Below are 17590 nucleotides of genomic sequence, written 5' to 3'. Positions count from 1 at the left end.
CCCTGGTCAAAATTCAATCGGCGCGGGTGGTCAAAATTCGGTCGGCGCCAACAAAAGTGCTGGTTATATGGCGAAAACTGGGCCTAAATACACCCTGCCTATACGGCATTTAGGAACACACGGTTCTTTCACATGCGAGCGACTGCGGGGCTGGCAGGCACTGCCTGTCCTGCGCGACAAGGCGCCGCGACACGGCACATTGGCACTAGCGTGTGGCCGACAGAACGTCGAAGTCGATTGGGAAAAATATAAAGGCAGCGCTTCGAAAAATGCATGCAATTTCGACAAGTTGCGCCCAGTCCAGTGATGATTAAACTTGGTCCAAATTAAATATCTGAAGGACCTGCCTTGACACTAAAGTGCCAAAATTTAATCTTCCCAAGTCAACGAAATCTGGACCAAAAATGTTTCACCTTGCAAAGGTTGCTTCGATTAAAGGAGAATTTGTAAATATCGAGCCACCGGAGTAGCTCATGTGAGTTCAGGGGCCTCCAAAGTTTGACTACGAAGGCCGCTGGAGTAGTTCTGTCGTATCAAAAAAGAGCCCCTCGTATATAGTTCGCACTGCTGCGTACATGCGGCCACTTGTATTGCCCACCATTGCGCTGGCCGGCGTGCGCGCACTTTCTGAGCAGCAGCGCGCTCAGGCCAAGGCTCAGTTTTCTAGCGCCAGCCGCGCCAGCTTTTCCAGCATGCTCATTTTCGAGTTGTCCCCGCCTACGAGCACGCCGTTTGTGAGCGTGTGGAGATAAAGCTGAACCAGCTTACGGTCAAGCAACCCGCCCGCCACAGCTTGGCCATCCGGCAGGTACACCATCACATCGCGCATACCGGACAGTGAATCGCCGGCGCCGACGATGCCACCGGCGGGCGGGACGAACATTCGCAAGAAGGCCCCGCAGTCCTGCAGTGCGATGCGCGTGCCAGTCCGCTCGCCGTGCGTCTGATGCGCCGGCAGGTACATTGACATGTAGTAGGGGAGCAAGTTGAATGCACGGTCCTTCGAATAGAAGCGCGCCTTGCTGCCCTCCTGACGTCTTTGCTCCAGATGCCCTTCCTGAGCGGCCAACGCGGCCTCGACGCCATCGTATGAGGCGTTCAGGATGAGCTTCGGGACAAACTTGCCCCACCAGGCTGTCAGCCGCTCGCCAGTAGCCCGGTCGATGACCCAGAACTGGCCATCGCCAATTAGCTCCCTACCGTCCGTTTGAAGGAAGGGAAACTCCTCCACGAAGTCGATGGCCGCAAGGGTGTCCTTCGACCAAGGCGAGCGCCGAACACGCGTCACCGAAAGGCCGTCCGGGCCTAAATCCACGTCGACGCAGGCCACCAGTTGCTTTGGCTTCTGACGACCGCCCATGCGAATTTGCCGCGTCGCAAGCAGCGTCAAAGATGCAGGAAGCAAGTCCTGCGGCATAGTCGGTGCCGGGACCGGCTTGTGCCCAAGCAGGCCTTCCTTCAAGGAAAGCTCGACCAGACATCGCTTCAAGGCCTCTTGCAAGGCGCGGTCATCGTCAGCAAGGTCACCAGGCGTCAGGCGCGCGAGCGCAGAGGGACAGTAGTCGAGTCCCTGGGTCGATACCAATACCGTGTCGCGCTCCATGAGATGCCTGAACTTGGCCTCTGTGTACGGGTCGGCAACAGAACCGCCGGCCGCAAGCGCGGAATAGGCCGCGTTTGCCCGTACAGCCTTGAATTCCAGCGCAGCGCCCGTCACCTTTGCCACCCGGATGCTGTTGTCCTCGTCTTCTGACGCGCCGTTGAGATACAGGTAGTTCAGAGCCGGGTCAAGATTCAGTGGTGCCTTCTCAAGGGCACGGACCTCTGGAGCAGCGAACTGCGTACGCTTGTTGCCGGCGACGTGGTAGCCGTCGGGGAAGAATTCAGGGAAGCGCATTAGCGGTTTCAGCGCCTCGTTGGTCAAGGGTTCGCGCGTCGCGTTAACAACAATCAGCGGGCGCTGTAGCTGTGCCAGCGGCTCCAGCGGGATGTAGCCGTCATCGACACAGTGCGATGCCACAAATGTGTCGGACTCGACGGGCACGCCGGCCTTCTCAAAAAGCTTGAGCGCAAACTCTGTCAGGACGTTGAGGTAGTACAAGCGCGTCTGCCGGAACTTCTGCGTGTCCAAACTGATACCCGTCATTGGGTAGCGGCGGGCGTCCAAGTCAAAGTAGTCTGACGGCACCACTCGCGTAACGCCGAGGATGAACCCTTCGCCCGCGTCTATTGGCAAAGTGGCTGAGGAAGCTGCTTCCGAGCCGGTCTTGGTCTTTTTCGCGAACACCTTCGACGCAACGTCGCACAGCACTTGACCGTACTTTCCACGTACGGTGAACTGCACTTCGGCAAGATGGAGTCGTCGAACCGTGCTCTTGCCGAGGTTACCCAAGTAGACGCCAGGCCCGAACCCGCCCGTCACGAACGTCTGGCTCGGGTCGAAGGCAGCTTCCTCGATGAGCTCTTTTTGCAGCATCAGTTCGATGAACTTCTCCGGCGTCGCACGCACAGCGTCCAGCATGCCGTCCCAGTTCAAATTCGGGCGTGGTCCCAAGTACCACGCGTCGCGATAGGTCATCGTGAAAGTCAACCGGCCTGCCGCCTTCGCGTCCAGCCCCATGTCGGTCGCAATCTTCTGCCGAACTTGTCGGGCACGGTCACGGAAATACTCCGATGTGGCGTCGGCCGCCTCACCATTGGGTTGCGTGGACTGCTTTGGCAACTCAATGCGAATCGGAACGACCAGGCCTTGCCTAGACGCGTCCCACTCGGCCAGCTTGACGGCGGCGTCCTGCACGGAGGTCTTGAATCGAATCGAATTCAGGCGCGCGACTGCGGCGGTATCTCCTAGGCTTCGAATTGGCATAGAGCGTGGCGTTTATTGAGCAAGCAGAACGTTTACGAGGTTGTCGTTGGCTATCCACTCGTCGGATGGGTGGACGTAGAGGGACATGAAGCGGATGCTGCCGCTGGCCGGGCGCTGAACCCGATACTTGTGTGTGCCATGCAGGTTCACGTACACGGCGTGCACCCTTCTATCCGGGAATAGCTCCTGCAAGCGTGCATGCTTGCGCCATGCCTCGGCCTCCAGCTCTTCTTTCTTATAGCGGTCGGTACTGCGCGCCCAGTTCTTGACGTCGACGGCTACCAGGGCGTCGCTGTCAGCGACCTCGAGGTAGTAGTCATAGAGCTGGAAGATGTCGGCCTCCAGCGGGTGCTGTGCAACTTCGAGGTAGCGCACAAGCGCACCAGTCGTGTCCAACTGACCTGGCAGTACGCGGAACTGCTCTTCGACGAATCGCTCGAACTCGCGCTCGGCGACGTAGCCCTTCATGATTTCTGTGACAAACCACGGCTGAGGGAAAAGGCACCTGGCCCCATCCGTGCCGTCGACAGGGAAGCCGCGACGGGCCTTCATGAACGACTTGGCCTCGGTCGACAGCTTCTCGGCCAGCCCCGCCGGCGCGAGCATGCCGACCCAGTCGTACACGTCAGTACCGTCCACCGAGTCAGCGAGGATGACTTCGGTCAGCCCCGCGCGGGAGACTTCTCTCGTGTAAAGCTCTGCGCTGGTTGGAACCTCCAAGTAGGCGCCCTCCAAGAATTCAGCTGGGATGCCGTGCTTGCGCAACTCGTCGAGGTACGCCCTCGGGTCCGTGAACATGCGCGTGTTGAACAGCCATGGCCAGGCCTTCCGAGCTTCGACGTCGGACCTGAACCGCTTTGGCGTTTGGCTCGTGTACTCGCGAAACGCATAGGCTCGCTTGAGGCTGTCAGCCACATGCGCCTTGCGTTGCTCGTCGCTGGCAAACACGGCGGCCGATGCGTTGTGCTGCTGAATGGCTTGCAAGGCGCATCGCTGCGCCGGCGAAGCGCGGCGTGCGAGTTCTGGGGCGTAGCGCACCCCCAGGTGCACCATCTGTGCTGCCTGCGCGCTGATGAGGATGTGCTGCTTCGGCATCGCGGCTTCGGGGCAACGTTCGCCGCGACCGAGCGCCTGGAAGATGGTGCGCGTGATGTCGATGAAGTGTTCCTTGCGCAGTCGCTTCCAGCGGTTGCGCGAATACTCGTAGAGCAAGTCTCGCTTGGACATTGCCGGCCAGGTCTCGTCTTCGTCGCGGACCACCTGGATGTAGCTCTGGAACATCTCCATCGAGAAGCCACGGCTTCCCGGGCGCGTATGCCGGGTGTAGTACGGGTCGTTAAGCAAGCAGAACAGCTCGAAGTCTTTCTTCACGCCACGCTCAGTCGTCACAAAGTCCAGGCCGCGCGACGCTGAGCCATAGGCCGTCCAGAGGAGAACCTTGTGATTTGTGATGTTCAGCGCCTCCACCAGCTCGCCGTTGAACTGCCCAGCGTCGTCCACTTCGACGAGCGCACCCGTCTTGGTGGAGTCACGCTTGCGGAACCGCTCTGCGGTGTAAAGAATGAGCGTGACGGGGTCAACAGTGGCCTTGCGATAGGTCGGCAGCAGCGGTCGGATGGTGAACCGGTGGCCGTCGTGGTCTTCCTGCACCACACCCGCGCCCTCGGTGTTCGCCAGCTTCACCAAACACTTTTGGACGCGGCGAATGGTCTGGCACAGGACCAGGCCAGAGCGCACATTCGTGGCCAGCAGCTTGTCCAGGCTTGCCACCAGACCGTCGATTTCGTGTTTCTTGTAGTTGTTCAGATGCGAGTAGCCAGGCTCGTCTTTTTCGGGGTAGGCCTCGTGGAAGAGCTGCTTGAGGCCCTTGTACCCACCTGACACCTCAAACCCAGTCGCAGGCGCGGTGTCGTCGATGATGGTGACCTGGCGCTGCCGGAGCTCCAGGAATTCGTTCGCTCGTTTTCCAACAACGGCAAGTTCTTCATCGGTCATCTCGGCGTAGACGCCACCCTTGGCCTCCAGCATGCGTTGCAGCTGTTTTGTGTTGAACGCGCCCGTGGACGCTGCCGCCAAGCCACCCGTTGCGCTCATCAGGTACACGCCATTGCTGCGACCAAGCGACTGAAGAATGTCTTCCTCAGGTGTATCCCTTAGGGACGTGATGGTGATGGTGAGGTTGACGTCAGCGGGAAGGTTGTACTCCTCGGCTTGCCGGCGGCTCTCTTCCAACGTGACGACGCTCTTCGTGCCGCTGAAGAAGAAGCTTTCGGCAAGCAACTCGTCGCCAAACGTCTCATGCTCGAAGCCGCCCTCGGCGTTCTTTGCCTTGAAGAGCTTGCGAATTTCTCGCCGGAAGCGCGCCAGGCCGGGATACACCTCCAGGTCGTCCTTCGTAAACGTGATGACGTTGTCGCCGCTGTCGACGTTCAGCAGCCGAGCGATGAACAGCACCAGCTCCAAGTAATTGAAGAGCGTGTAGGCGCCGTCAGGCAGGTCGTCCTCGTGGTAGACGAGTTGTATGGTTTGCGCGCCGGTGTCTGGCGAGAGCTGCACTCGCTTCAGGAAGTCCGTGTCCATGACGTTGGACTCCCCGTTGAAGAATGTTTGGCTTGGCTGGTCGAGAACCTCGCCATATGAAGCCCGGTTCATCGTGAAGTACTTCTTGTCGACGACAAGCTCGCGCAATGCCTTGTAGGTGCGGTATGCCGAATGCGCCGGCTTCCGGTCCAGCCCGGCGACGTACTCGCGCAGCGCTGCGAGCACACGCGCCTTCTCCTGGAAGCGTTGGAATTCGTTGTGAACGTCGTTGCGGTCGATGAGCTGCTTCAGAACCTCACCCAGTTCTTCGTCCGTCCATGGCGCCGCAATGAATTCTGGGTACTTGCTCTCAAGCTCACAACGAAAGAGGGCAATACGCTTTGCTTCCGGGATGTGCTTCGCCTTGGAAGCAGTCTTCTGGACCTCGAACTCACGCCACACCGCCGGGCTAACCGCAGCAATCTTTTCTAGGTGTGCGTAGACCTTGAACGCAAGCCCGTAGTCGGTACCGGGCCGCTCGAACGCCAGGGGCCAACGCAGGTCGAGAAACTTGAAGAACTCCGTGATGACGACGTTCAGGTCGTGGCGCCCTTCGGAGTTGACGACAGACTTGCGCTGGTCGAACAGGTACCAGTACGAGTCCTCTTCTTCGTCTACGAACATCACCACGCGTGCAGGCATGTCGCGCTTAGTGACAAGCCTGCCCAGGTTGCTCTCTTCGCGATTGAGTTCCTTCAGGAACTCGGGCAAGTTCTCGAACGTAAGCCACCGGTTGCGCCCCGCCTTGGCGTCATAGGTGTAGACCTGCTGCTGAACCTGGGACTTCGACGCGGTGCTGACGATGATGCCGGGGTTGTCAAGGAACGCCTGCAAGGGCTGGAGGCGTCGCACCATATCCGCCACGGGCGGAGCTGTCATGACGCGTTGCTCAGACGGGTCTTGCGTTCGCGTATCGACGTCTAACTGGATGAGGCGCTTGGTCATCGCCTCGGCTTGAGTAAGCGCGACACCTGCCGACTTCATGTAGTGCGCGTAGGCATCTGCATAGGTGTCGTCGCTAGGCGCAAGGTCGTGAAAGTTGGACTCCAGGCACACACGGGCCTTGCGTCGCATTTCAGCCAGCCGCGCCGCGAGCGGGTTCTTCGGGTCCGCTCGGCCGGCGCGCTCCAGCGCCGAAAACACTCGGTCGTTCGAGGTCAGCCAATCGTGCAGGCGGATTACGGCCTCGAAGAAGGTCGCGTCGTTCTGGTGGTAGTCGCGCGAGTAGAGCCGATGGACCGTGACAGCCGCACCCCGTTCGCGCAGGAGCCGCTCGATTTCATCTGCTTGTCCGGTGGCACCGTGATGCTTCTGGATGTCGTCGGCGAATCCTTTCACCAGTGACTGTAGCGGCGCAATGAACACCGGTATGACTTCGGCCTGCAAGAACAGGTCGATTGCGAAGACTGCGGCCGTGTACGTCTTTCCGAAACCGGTGAACCAGTTCAGCTGCTTGATGAAGGGACGGTCGCCGGCTTGGAGGAAGGGCTTGCGAAAGCCCATGTAGAAGATTTCGGTCTCAGTGCGCTTCTGCTGCCGCTTCATTGCTCGCTCCCCGGGAAGTCGATGTCGAGGAACAGGCTGGTGCCGACCGCATAGGGAAAAATGTCCTTGGGGGCATCTGCCGGCATGAGCGCGATGAGGGGCATGCTGCCCACCCAGACAGTCAGACCCTGTTGCTCAAGGGCACCAAGGAGTTCCTGTGCGTCGCCGCCGTAGACGAGATTCGGAAGGGGTTGCGAAGACTCAAGAGCACCAAGCTCCAGCATCTTTCGCACACGAATTGATGTCGCCAGTTCCTCAACGGCATCCGAGACAGCCGCCTTGACCGCAGCGTTGGCGGCGCTGGTGAACCGATACCGCACATGGTCCATTTGCGGAATCATCGAGCGCAGCATTCTGTCGTCGGCCACGTGAACCAGATGCTCACGCGGCGGCCGTGCAAGCACGACATTTGGGTCTTCAAGCTTGAGCTTCTTGACCAGTTCGAGGACTAGCCCGATAGGCAGCACACCCGAAAGCTCGAGAGGGTCCTCATGGTCGCGGATGAAATCCTCCCAGGTCGAACCTACCTTCGCCAGCTCGGCTTGAATGCGGTCGGGGCGCACGCGGTACACCGACGCCATTGCACTGAACAGCGGCAGCATCTTGGTCATGACCGAGTTGTGCACACCATCTTTCAATACCCGGCGTGCCAAGCGATAGCGGTGCAGTAGCCGGGATACCTGAGGCTCGGTCAGCTGTGTGTACGTCGTGGTCGGCGCAGCGCCGTCGATGCTCGAGGCCTGGGCCACACAGACCTGCCAGACGAAACGGTCAGTCGCGCAATGCCACGCAACACCATCGGCCGTGACTTCGCCAGCCTGCCGGTCGGCGCGTGCCAAGTCGAGCTGAGTCCAGCAGTCAACCTCCGTGCCTCGAGCGATTTCGAATCCTTCATCCGGCTCGCCAGCAGACTGCATGAGCACGAGCTCGGTATTGGCTGCATCGTGTGGGCTAGGTGCGAGCTGCAGGTTGCTGAAGCCCTCCAGCAGGGCTAGCCCTGGTTCTTCGATGCGCCGGCGCACCATTTCCAGTGCCACTTCCAGACCTTCGTGCCAATCCCGGCTATCGGTCAACGGGTTGACAACAAACACAGGCAACTCTTGCCCAATCTTTCGGCCCTTATCGGCGTGAACCCAAGGGGCGGCGAGCATCACGAAGTTCTCGCCAAAGTGCAGTTCGAGCACCTTGACGCCGGTATGGCGAACCGCGTGTTCCGCCCAGTCCGCCAGGGTCACGCCCCCGCTCTTCCACGAGTCAAAGGTGGCGTGTTTCTCGTCCGTCTCCAAGATGCCGTAGGCCTTGAGCTGGAATGGAGGGCTGTCCGCGTTGTGAGCATGCCAGCTTTCGTGGCCTTGAAGCCGCACCGCAGCTTCTATGGCGTTCACATGCTTGATTGCGACACCGTGCCGAACCAGCTCTTTTCGCAGCCGTTTGGCAAGTGACTTGGTGTCGTCGTCAGCGCTTGCGCCGAGCGTCTCAACGACCTTGAGCGCGGTGTCGCTCGTGAACCTGGGCGTGCGGAGGTGCACGAACGTCCACAGCGCGGCTGCCTGCGCTTCAAGGATGACTGGGGAGAGAGGGACTTCGTGGTCCGGGCGTACGGCTGTCATGGATGAGCTCCGTCAGGAAAGCACTCGAGGACGGCACGCGTTGTCCGGCTTCCCAGGAGTTCACCTAGCCGGGGGATTCGTACTGCACCTCTGGCTTTGCCGTGCCGGACTTGGAGAGTCCGGTGCGTGCACTGACGGGCGCCAACTTGCCCACGATTCGGCTGAACCGTACTCAAAATATATCCGAGGGTTTTCTAACTTGTCAACTCCACGGCCGCGCGTTTCAACTTTCGATACGCGGAGATGCCGTCCTTGCCAGTAAATAGGTAATGAGTTATTCCTGTGGCTCGCGCTTGGCCCTTCTGGGCTCACCTTGACTCCACCATGAAGTTTCGGCAAAGCTCGGCTGCGCCTGACTGGGAGGTCGGGCCCGCTGAGACAGCTATGGCAAGCACAGCCGGAAAGCGCTATGCGCCGGCGCCCGATGTCACTGGATTACAGGCTCGGGGACTTTCCACCAAGGAGTCCTCATGCCTTCAAGTAATCGAATTCAGGTCCTTCGACGTTGCGCCGTTTCGTGAAACACCGCCCTTCACTGCCTCTCGCTGTTCATTCCTGATGCTGACAAGAGCCCTGTTGACTCGATGAGTTTCGTTTAGATGCGTTGGCCGGTGCTAAACGAGTGCATTTTGGTCATGAGTTCTGCGATGAAGAGGTCCGCAATGGGTCCCCAAATGGCAGTTGAGTAACACCAGACACGCACCATGTCGGATGCCCGGTTTCGAGTGCGTAGCGGTCATTCGAACCGGTGCTCAGCGTGTGGCTGGCAATGGTTTCAGTCGCCGCTATGGCCATCGGCTACGAATTACTACGTTCAGCCTGACGCTGCTGGCTGAGCCGGCAGCGAATGAGGACCTCCGCGCGTCCACATCCATCGCTGATGTCTTCAAGACCTCGGAGGAATGATTCGAAATCCGGTGGCACCGGTGTGATGGCGTAGCCCAGCACTTGGTCGACACGGATAACCCTCGGCTCGCCTTGTGGGCCGCAGGCGCGTTAATCGAGGCACAGCATGTTGTGCCCGGCTAAGGGGTAAGCCGCTGGAGCAGTCTTTTCGTATCAAACGAAGCGCCCTAGTACATGGTTATCAGCCGTAGCTTGGAAATTCCTGTGGGTTAGCAGCGCAAGGTTGCGAAACAAGAGTGCGACGGCTCAGGCGAAATCGCTAAGTCATTGATTTGATTACGATGCCGGTTACCACGTAGAAGTCGTGCCGACATTGTCGGCCCCAAGGAATTTTGGTAACCACCCTCAAGCGTCCGATAGCCCACGGCCAACCCGCGCTCCCTTGCGTCGTCGATGCAAGAGCATGCAGCGGCCCGGCAGTCTTCCACACACGGTGCGCGTGACGCCCGTGGTGATGCGGCCGCTGCTCAAGGCCGCTGCACCCAAAAGTGGCCTTGGGGGTGCTCGCCGTTCGCCCTGGCTTAAGGACAAAGAACGCCCGCCCAACTGGTCGTTTGATCAGGCCTGCGGCCTCGAACCGAGCATGATGATGGCCATGCCGACAAAGCAAAAACCGAGACCGATCCAGTCGCTGGTGCTTGGGGTGACTTTGTCGACCGCCCACAGCCAAAGAATGGCAACACCCACGTAGACACCCCCATAGGCGGCGTAAACGCGACCCGCTGCCGTGGGGTGCAAAGTTAACAACCAGGCAAACATCGCGAGGCTGATTGCCGCGGGCACAAGCAGCCACGCAGAGGCGCCCTGCTTGAGCCACAAATAGGGCAAATAGCAGCCGACGATCTCCGTCAATGCCGTCGCCACGAACAAGCCAAACGTCTTGATGAACTCCATGCCCGCGATTGTCCATCGCTAGCGGGAAATGCTCCTCGATCCTGAGGAGACAATCACCGGCCTCAAAGAGGCGCACCGTCCGTTCTTGTCTCCGCGCCCTACTCTTTTGATGAGCGACGATACAAAACACTTTCAGATGTGGTGGGACTGCCCACAATGCCAAGCCACTGGGCTCTTGGGGCTGACACATCGACATTGCCCCCAATGCGGCACGGCCCAGGATGCGCGTCGCCGCTATTTCCCACCGGAAGGTCAGGAGCTGGAGGCCAAGCAACACCGTTTTGTGGGTGCCGATTGGCAATGCAGTTACTGCCACAGCCCGAATGCTGCAAACGCCAAGTTCTGCATCAATTGCAGTGCGGGCCAAGATGGCTCGAAGCCGGTGGCTTTGGTCCGGGATGGCGACCCAAGGCCGAGTGGATCCATTCAGCCGCCTGAGCCTCTTCCGGTCGCCAAACAAGCCGCCCGGCCATCAAGACCTTGGGGCTGGATGCTCGCTGGCCTGGGGGCGCTGGCGCTTTTCATCGGCCTGGTCGTCATGTTCAACACCACCCGGGACAATGCAGTCACCCTGGTGGACAAGACATGGGAGCGCAGCATCCGTATCGAGCGGCTTAACGAAGTTCGCGACTCCGCTTGGTGCGACAGCATGCCCAGTGATGCCTATGGTGTGAGGCCCAGTCGAGAGGTCCGCTCACACAAGCAAGTGGCGGACGGACAGGACTGCAGCGAGATCCGCGTGGACAACGGAGATGGCAGCTTCAGCAAGCAGCGTTCGTGCAGCACGCGCTATCGCGAAGAGCCGGTGTACGACATGCGGTGCAGCTACAAGCTCATGCGTTGGCAGACCAGCCGCCGCTTGGTGAGCAACCAACTCAGCCAGACAGAGCCCGCTTGGCCCATCTTGGACGCCAGTGTCGGGCCGCCTGACGCCAAAAAGCTTGGCGCCGAGCGCAAGGGGGGCCAGAGTGAGACCTACACCCTAACCCTGCATGGGCAAAAGCCGCAAGACAACTGGACTTGCGAAGTCAGCCATGCCGTCTGGGCTGAACTCAAGCGCGGACACCAGTTGACCTTGCCGGTGCGTTTGCTCGGTGGTGCGGCCTGCGCCCGATTGCATTAGGCGTCGGTAGGCTGCGCTGTTTCTTCCTTGAAGTCTGGCCCGCCCCCTCGCGTGGACGAGGGAATGTGGTTTCAGCGGTGGGGTGCGGACCAAGCCCTCGGGCGCTGCGAACTCAAGGCCTTGCAGACCAGGCACGCACGGCAAGTACGGGGAATGACGGAGCGCAGACCTCGTTTTCTTGGCCTATGCTGCGCCACCCACCGATTCGCAGACCAAGCGGCCAACCGCCGTTTTGATTGATGACCAAGATCAACATCCCGGGCTTGCGCCCCCGTTCGAAGGCGCTTGCAGCCAGCCTGCTTTGCGCCGCGACAGTCCTAGCCCCAACAATGGCCGCCCATGCAACGGACGGGCCAACGAGCGCCACCCCAACCACAGCAAGCCGATGGAATGTCAACCAGCCCCCCGGCACCGGCCGTATGGTGAGCATCGACACCCGCACGGGCACCTGGATGTCGGTGGATGTGAGCCCGGACGGCCAAAGCATCGTCTTTGATTTGCTGGGCGATCTCTACCTGCTGCCTATTGCAGGAGGCGAGGCCCGCGCACTGACGCATTCGATTGCCTGGGAGCAGCAGCCGCGCTTCTCGCCGGACGGCAAGCTGATCGCCTTTCAAAGCGATGCCGGCGGCGGCGACAACATCTGGGTGATGAATGCCGATGGAAGCAACCCTCGCGCCATCAGCAACGAGGACTTCCGCCTGCTGAACAACCCGGTTTGGCACCCCAATGGCAAGTACATTGCGGCGCGCAAGCACTACACCGGCACCCGCTCTGCAGGCTCCGGTGAGATTTGGCTTTATCACTTGGATGGCGGCGCCAACAACAAGGGTGTGCAGCTGAACGAGAAACCCAACTGGCAAAAAGACCTGGGCGAGCCAGCGCTCTCGCCCGACGGCAACTATCTTTACTACTCCCGTGACACCACCGCCGGGCGTGTATTCGAGTACAACAAAGACGCCAACGGCGAGATTTTCAAGATCTTCCGCCAAGACTTGCGCGACGGCACGGTGGAGGCCTTTGTGCAAGGTGCCGGTGGTGCCATCCGCCCCACCCCTTCGCCCGATGGCAAGTACCTGGCCTTTGTGCGCCGCATCCGCAACCAAAGCACGCTGTTCCTGAAGGACTTGAAGACCGGCCAAGAAAAGCCAGTCTGGGCCCAGATGGAGCGCGATCTGCAAGAAGCCTGGTCGGTGAACGGGGTCTACCCCGCCTTCGCCTGGACGCCAGACGCCAAGCATGTGGTGACCTGGGCCCAGGGCCGCATCTGGAAGGTGGACCCGTTTGCGGGCACGGCCGCCGAAGTCCCATTTCATGTGAAGCACCAGCGCGAGGTGCGCGAGGCCTTGCGCCAGGCGCAAGAAGTGGCCCCGGATCAATTTGCCGTCAAGCAATTGCGCTGGGCCACGGTGGCGCCGGACGGCAGCGCGGTGGTCTATTCCGCGCTCGGCCAGCTCTACATCAAGGACCTGCGCGCTGACAAAGAAGCGCAGGCCCCGCGCCGACTCACGCAGCGCAGCGATGCTTTCGAGTTCTTCCCGAGCTTTTCGCGCGATGGCAAGTCCTTGGTCTTTGTGACCTGGAACGACGAGCAACTCGGCGCGGTGCGCAAGCTGGACCTGGCCAGCGGCCGCGAGACCCAGATCACCAAGACGCCCGGCAAATACCTGGCGCCCAAGCTCTCGCCCGACGGCAAGTCGGTGGTCTACAGCAAGCAGCCCGGCGGCTACCTGACCTCTCCCTGGCACGGCCTGGACAAAGGCATTTACATCGCCGCAGCCGATGGCAGCGGCGCGCCGCAGCGCATTGCCAAGGACGGCGATGCGCCGCAGTTTGGTGCGGGCAGCGATGCCGTCTTCCTGACCCGATCGTCGCTGAGCAACGAGGTGGATTTCGCCCGCAAACTGGTGCGCATTGACCTGGCCGACCGCAAGGAAACCGAGATCGCCAAATCTGAATTTGCCACCGAGTTCAGCCTCTCGCCGGACGGCCAGTGGTTGGGCTTTGTCGAGCGCTTCCATGCTTATGTGACGCCGCTGCCGCAGGCCGGCAAGTCCATCAACGTGGGGCCCAAGATGGACGCCTTGCCGGTGCGCCAGTTGGACGTGATCAGCGGTGAGGCCATGCAGTGGAGTGGCGACAGCCGCAGCGTGCATTTCACCGCCGCCGATCAGTTGTTCACCACTGCCCTGGCCGATGCCTACAAGCCCGGCGCTGCGGCGTCAGACGGCAAAGCCAGCGAATTCAAAGCCTCCGCCCAAGGCCGCCCGATCGGCTTTGTGCAAAAGGCCGACAAGCCCAGCGGCACCATCGCCATCAGTGGCGCGCGCATCGTGACGATGAAGGGCGACCAGGTCATCCCGGACGGCGTGATCGTGGTCGAGGGCAATCGCATCGCCGCAGTCGGCGCCAAAGGCCAGGTGCAGGTTCCGGCCGGCGCGCTGATGCTGGACGCCAGCGGCAAGACCATCATCCCCGGCCTGATCGACGCGCATTGGCATGGCGGCATGGGTGAGACTGAAATCATCCCGCAGCAAAGCTGGGTCAATTACGCCTCGCTGGCCTTCGGGGTGACCACCTTGCATGACCCCTCCAACCGCAATGGCGACATCTTCACCCAGGCCGAAATGCAGCGCGCCGGCACGGTGCTGGCGCCGCGCATCTATTCGAGTGGCACGATTCTGTATGGCGCCAAAACGCCCTTCACTGCCGTCGTCAACAAGCTCGACGATGCACTCGTGCATCTGAAGCGCCAGCAAGCCGCCGGCGCCATCAGCGTGAAGAGCTATCAGCAGCCGCGCCGCGAGCAACGCCAGCAAATCATTGAGGCCGCGCGGCAGACCGGCATGATGGTGGTGCCCGAGGGCGCCTCGCTGTTCCAGCTGAATATGAACATGATTGTGGACGGCCACAGCACCATCGAGCATTCGCTGCCGGTGGCCCATGTCTATGACGATGTGAAGCAGCTCTGGTCGCAAACCCAAGTGGCTTACACGCCCACCTTGAACGTGGGCTTTGGCGGCCTGGACGGCGAGCATTACTGGTACGCCCGCACCGAGGTCTGGAAGCACCCGCTGCTGACCCGCTATGTGCCACGCGCTCTGCTGCAAGCGCGCAGCGTGCGCCGCCTGACCGCGCCGGACGAAGACTTCAACATCCTGCGCATCGCCAAGACCGCCACCGAGTTGCAGCGCGCCGGCGTGCGCACCAATATCGGCGCCCATGGCCAGCGCGAAGGTCTGGGCGCGCATTGGGAGATGTGGATGTATGGCCTGGGCGGCATGAGCTCGCTGGAAGCGATCCGCAGCGCCACCTTGAACCCGGCCCAGACCCTGGGACTGGACAAAGACCTGGGCTCGCTGGAGGTGGGCAAGCTGGCCGATTTGGTGATCATCAGCGGCGATGTGCTCGGCAATATTCGTAACAGCGACCAAATCAGCCAGGTGATGCAAAACGGCCGCTTGTTCGAGGCGAAGACCATGAGCGAGGTCCTGCCGCGCAGCAAGACGCGCCGCCCCTTCTTCTTTGAAGGCGTGAACGGCGAAGCGGCGCCCATCAACGAGGAACTGGCGGGCCAAGCCCATGCGCATGGCCATGACTGATGTTTGCGGGGGCTGAAAAAGTCTCGTTCGAGCAGGGGCAAAGCATGGCTACAATGCCCCCCGTCAGGAGAGAGTTCCCTCGCGGGAACCGCCGAAGGCGCAGTGGCACTGGTGATCCCACGCTGCGAACGCTCAGGCAAAAGGACTGACAAAACGTCCGTTCACAAAACGTCGGGCGTTCCTCACTGGAGAGAGACGAGCCTTTGAGCCCGTCCACCGAAGGGGCAAGCTGCGGGCAATACGCCGGCGGCCAATCTCTCAGGTAAAGCGGACAGCGAGGGCATTCCCCCTACTCCCTGGTTGGAGTAGGCCAGATGACTGCCCTCGAGTAATTGCCGCCATGTCCGCTGATCAAACCCTCCTCAAGACCCCCCTGCACGCGCTGCACATTGAACTCGGCGCCAAGATGGTGCCCTTTGGCGGCTACGACATGCCGGTGCAGTACCCGAGCGGCGTGATGGCCGAACACAAGCACACCCGCGCTGCGGCTGGCTTGTTTGACGTATCCCACATGGGCCAAGTGCGCCTGATTGGCGAAGGCGCCGCTGCCGCGCTGGAAACCATCGTGCCGGTGGACGTGATTGACCTGGGCCTGTTCAAGCAGCGCTACGCCCTGTTCACCAACGAGGCCGGCGGCATCTTGGACGATCTGATGATCGCGCGCCGCCCGGACGACCTCTTTGTGGTGGTCAACGCCGGCTGCAAGGTGCAAGACATCGCCCATATGCAAGCCAAGATCGGTGACAAGTGCCAGGTCTTGCCTTTGCCCGAACAAGCACTGCTGGCCCTGCAAGGCCCGCAAGCCGTGACCGCCCTGTCGCGCCTGAATCCTGAAGTCGCCAAGCTGACCTTCATGACCGGCGGTTTCTTCAATTTGGACGGCATCGACACCTTCCTGACCCGCTCCGGCTATACCGGCGAAGACGGTTTCGAGATCTCGGTGCACCAAGACCAAGCAGTCGAGTTGGCCCGCAAGCTGCTGGCCCAGCCGGAAGTCAAGCCGATCGGCCTGGGTGCGCGTGACTCGCTGCGCTTGGAAGCCGGCCTGTGCTTGTATGGTCACGACATCAATACCGAAACCACCCCCGTCGAAGCCTCGCTGACCTGGGCCATCCAAAAGGTGCGCCGCGCCGGTGGCGCCCGTGCCGGCGGCTACCCCGGCGCCGCCGTGGTGGACGATCAACTGGCCAATGGCGCTGCGCGCAAGCGCGTCGGCCTGGTCAGCAGCGAACGCATGCCGGTGCGCGAAGGCGCCAAGCTGGTCAATGCCGATGGCGCCGAGATCGGCGTTGTCACCAGCGGCACCTTGGGCCCCACGGTCGGCAAGCCGGTTGCGCTGGCCTATCTGAGCAAGGAATACTCGGCCCTGGGCACCGAGGTGTTCGCCATCGTGCGTGACAAGCGCACGCCGATGACGGTCTCCAGCACGCCTTTCACGCCCAACGGCTATTACCGCGGCTGAATTCGCGGCTGATTGTCAGCAGCGCTGGGGTCGGTTGATCGCACCCCAGCCTTGAATTCCTGTTTTTTCCCTCCTGCACTCATCTATTCACGGAGCAACACATGAGCATCAAGTACACGCACGACCACGAGTGGGTCCAGATCGAAGCTGACGGCATCGTCACCGTGGGCATCACCGTGCATGCGCAAGACGCGCTGGGCGATGTGGTGTTCGTTGACCTGCCTAGCATTGGCGCCTCTTTTGCCGCCAAGGAAGTGGCCGGCGTGGTGGAGTCCGTCAAGGCTGCCGCCGATGTCTACATGCCCGTCAGCGGCGAAATCACCGAAGTCAACGAAGCCCTGCGCGACGACCCTTCGCTGGCCAACTCCGACCCACTGAAGGCCGGCTGGTTCTTCAAGGTCAAGCTCAGCAACGCCGCTGAACTCGACGGCCTGATGGACGGCACCGCTTACGACGAGCTGGTCAGGAACAGCTGATTGACAAGGCTGCTGCCGGCATGGCCCAACAAGGGCAGCGCTCGGCAGCGGCCTGGATTGCCTAGAAGTCCCAGGAGCGCTTGAAGAGGCGCTCCGCCTTTCCCCGAATGATCGGAGCCCGCTCGCCACAAGCCGGCGCGCTCCAGCAAGGATTTGCCATGTTGATGTCCGCTCTGCAGCCGCTGGCCGCGCTCGAAAACGCCTCCGAATTCCACGCCCGCCACATCGGCCCCTACGCCAGCGATGAAGTCGCCATGCTGTCGGTGATTGGCGCCGCTTCGCGTCGCGCGCTGATCGAAGCCATTGTGCCCGCCAGCATCAAGCGCTCGGTCGGCATGGACCTGCCGCCGGTGGCCGGCGAGGCAGCAGCCTTGGCCGAACTGAAGGCCGTGGCCGCCCAGAACAAGGTGCTGAAGAGCTATATCGGCCAGGGCTATTACGACACCCTGACCCCGGGCGTCATCCTGAGCAACATCCTTGAAAACCCCGCCTGGTATAACGCTTACACGCCATACCAAGCCGAAAT

At 61.0% G+C, this 17590-nt stretch carries 9 protein-coding genes, 1 pseudogene and 2 riboswitches; of the genes and pseudogenes, 6 read left to right on the top strand and 4 right to left on the bottom strand.

Annotated features, from left to right (window positions below):
- Window positions 1-307 (top strand): hypothetical protein (locus tag ACOVRJ_RS09530; RefSeq protein ID WP_422043618.1); only part of this gene is annotated, 307 nt, incomplete at its 5' end.
- A gap of 348 nt (window positions 308-655) precedes the next feature.
- Here ACOVRJ_RS09530 and ACOVRJ_RS09525 read toward each other — a convergent pair.
- The 4 genes from ACOVRJ_RS09525 to ACOVRJ_RS09510 all read right to left on the bottom strand — a co-directional run bounded on the left by ACOVRJ_RS09525 (window position 656) and on the right by ACOVRJ_RS09510 (window position 10401).
- Window positions 656-2797: a hypothetical protein gene (locus ACOVRJ_RS09525; protein ID WP_422043617.1), complete on the bottom strand. Its 2142-nt coding sequence runs from the start codon at window positions 2795-2797 to the stop codon at window positions 656-658.
- A gap of 81 nt (window positions 2798-2878) precedes the next feature.
- Window positions 2879-6991, bottom strand: a complete 4113-nt coding sequence (locus ACOVRJ_RS09520) for a hypothetical protein (protein ID WP_422043616.1) — start codon at window positions 6989-6991, stop codon at window positions 2879-2881.
- Window positions 6988-8601: a glyoxalase superfamily protein gene (locus tag ACOVRJ_RS09515; protein WP_422043615.1), complete on the bottom strand. Its 1614-nt coding sequence runs from the start codon at window positions 8599-8601 to the stop codon at window positions 6988-6990. The genes ACOVRJ_RS09520 and ACOVRJ_RS09515 overlap by 4 nt, the downstream gene beginning before the upstream one ends.
- A 1464-nt stretch (window positions 8602-10065) precedes the next feature.
- On the bottom strand, window positions 10066-10401 hold the full coding sequence (locus tag ACOVRJ_RS09510) for a YnfA family protein (protein ID WP_422043614.1): 336 nt from the start codon (window positions 10399-10401) through the stop codon (window positions 10066-10068).
- A 109-nt stretch (window positions 10402-10510) separates the two neighbouring features.
- Between ACOVRJ_RS09510 and ACOVRJ_RS09505 the strand changes: the two genes are divergently transcribed.
- From ACOVRJ_RS09505 to ACOVRJ_RS09485, 5 genes and pseudogenes are all read left to right on the top strand, one after another.
- Complete coding sequence (locus ACOVRJ_RS09505) at window positions 10511-11524, top strand: hypothetical protein (protein ID WP_422043613.1); 1014 nt, start codon at window positions 10511-10513, stop codon at window positions 11522-11524.
- Window positions 11525-11943: 419 nt separating this feature from the next.
- Window positions 11944-15126, top strand: a complete 3183-nt coding sequence (locus ACOVRJ_RS09500) for an amidohydrolase family protein (RefSeq protein ID WP_422043612.1) — start codon at window positions 11944-11946, stop codon at window positions 15124-15126.
- Between the two features lie 54 nt (window positions 15127-15180).
- Window positions 15181-15284, top strand: a riboswitch (glycine riboswitch).
- Between the two features lie 17 nt (window positions 15285-15301).
- A riboswitch (glycine riboswitch) is annotated at window positions 15302-15411 on the top strand.
- Window positions 15412-15466: 55 nt separating this feature from the next.
- A complete protein-coding gene (gene gcvT, locus ACOVRJ_RS09495; protein WP_422043611.1) occupies window positions 15467-16588 on the top strand; it encodes a glycine cleavage system aminomethyltransferase GcvT in 1122 nt (373 codons plus the stop codon).
- A 101-nt stretch (window positions 16589-16689) separates the two neighbouring features.
- Window positions 16690-17064: a glycine cleavage system protein GcvH gene (gcvH, locus tag ACOVRJ_RS09490; RefSeq protein ID WP_422043610.1), complete on the top strand. Its 375-nt coding sequence runs from the start codon at window positions 16690-16692 to the stop codon at window positions 17062-17064.
- Window positions 17065-17222: 158 nt separating this feature from the next.
- Window positions 17223-17590, top strand: a pseudogene (locus tag ACOVRJ_RS09485) (glycine dehydrogenase (aminomethyl-transferring)); the annotation flags it as partial.

Source organism: Roseateles sp. (assembly GCF_049240545.1).
Classification (GTDB): domain Bacteria; phylum Pseudomonadota; class Gammaproteobacteria; order Burkholderiales; family Burkholderiaceae_C; genus Paucibacter_A.
Note: the sequence above shows the minus strand (reverse complement) of the source record. Positions and strands in the feature narration are given on the sequence as shown.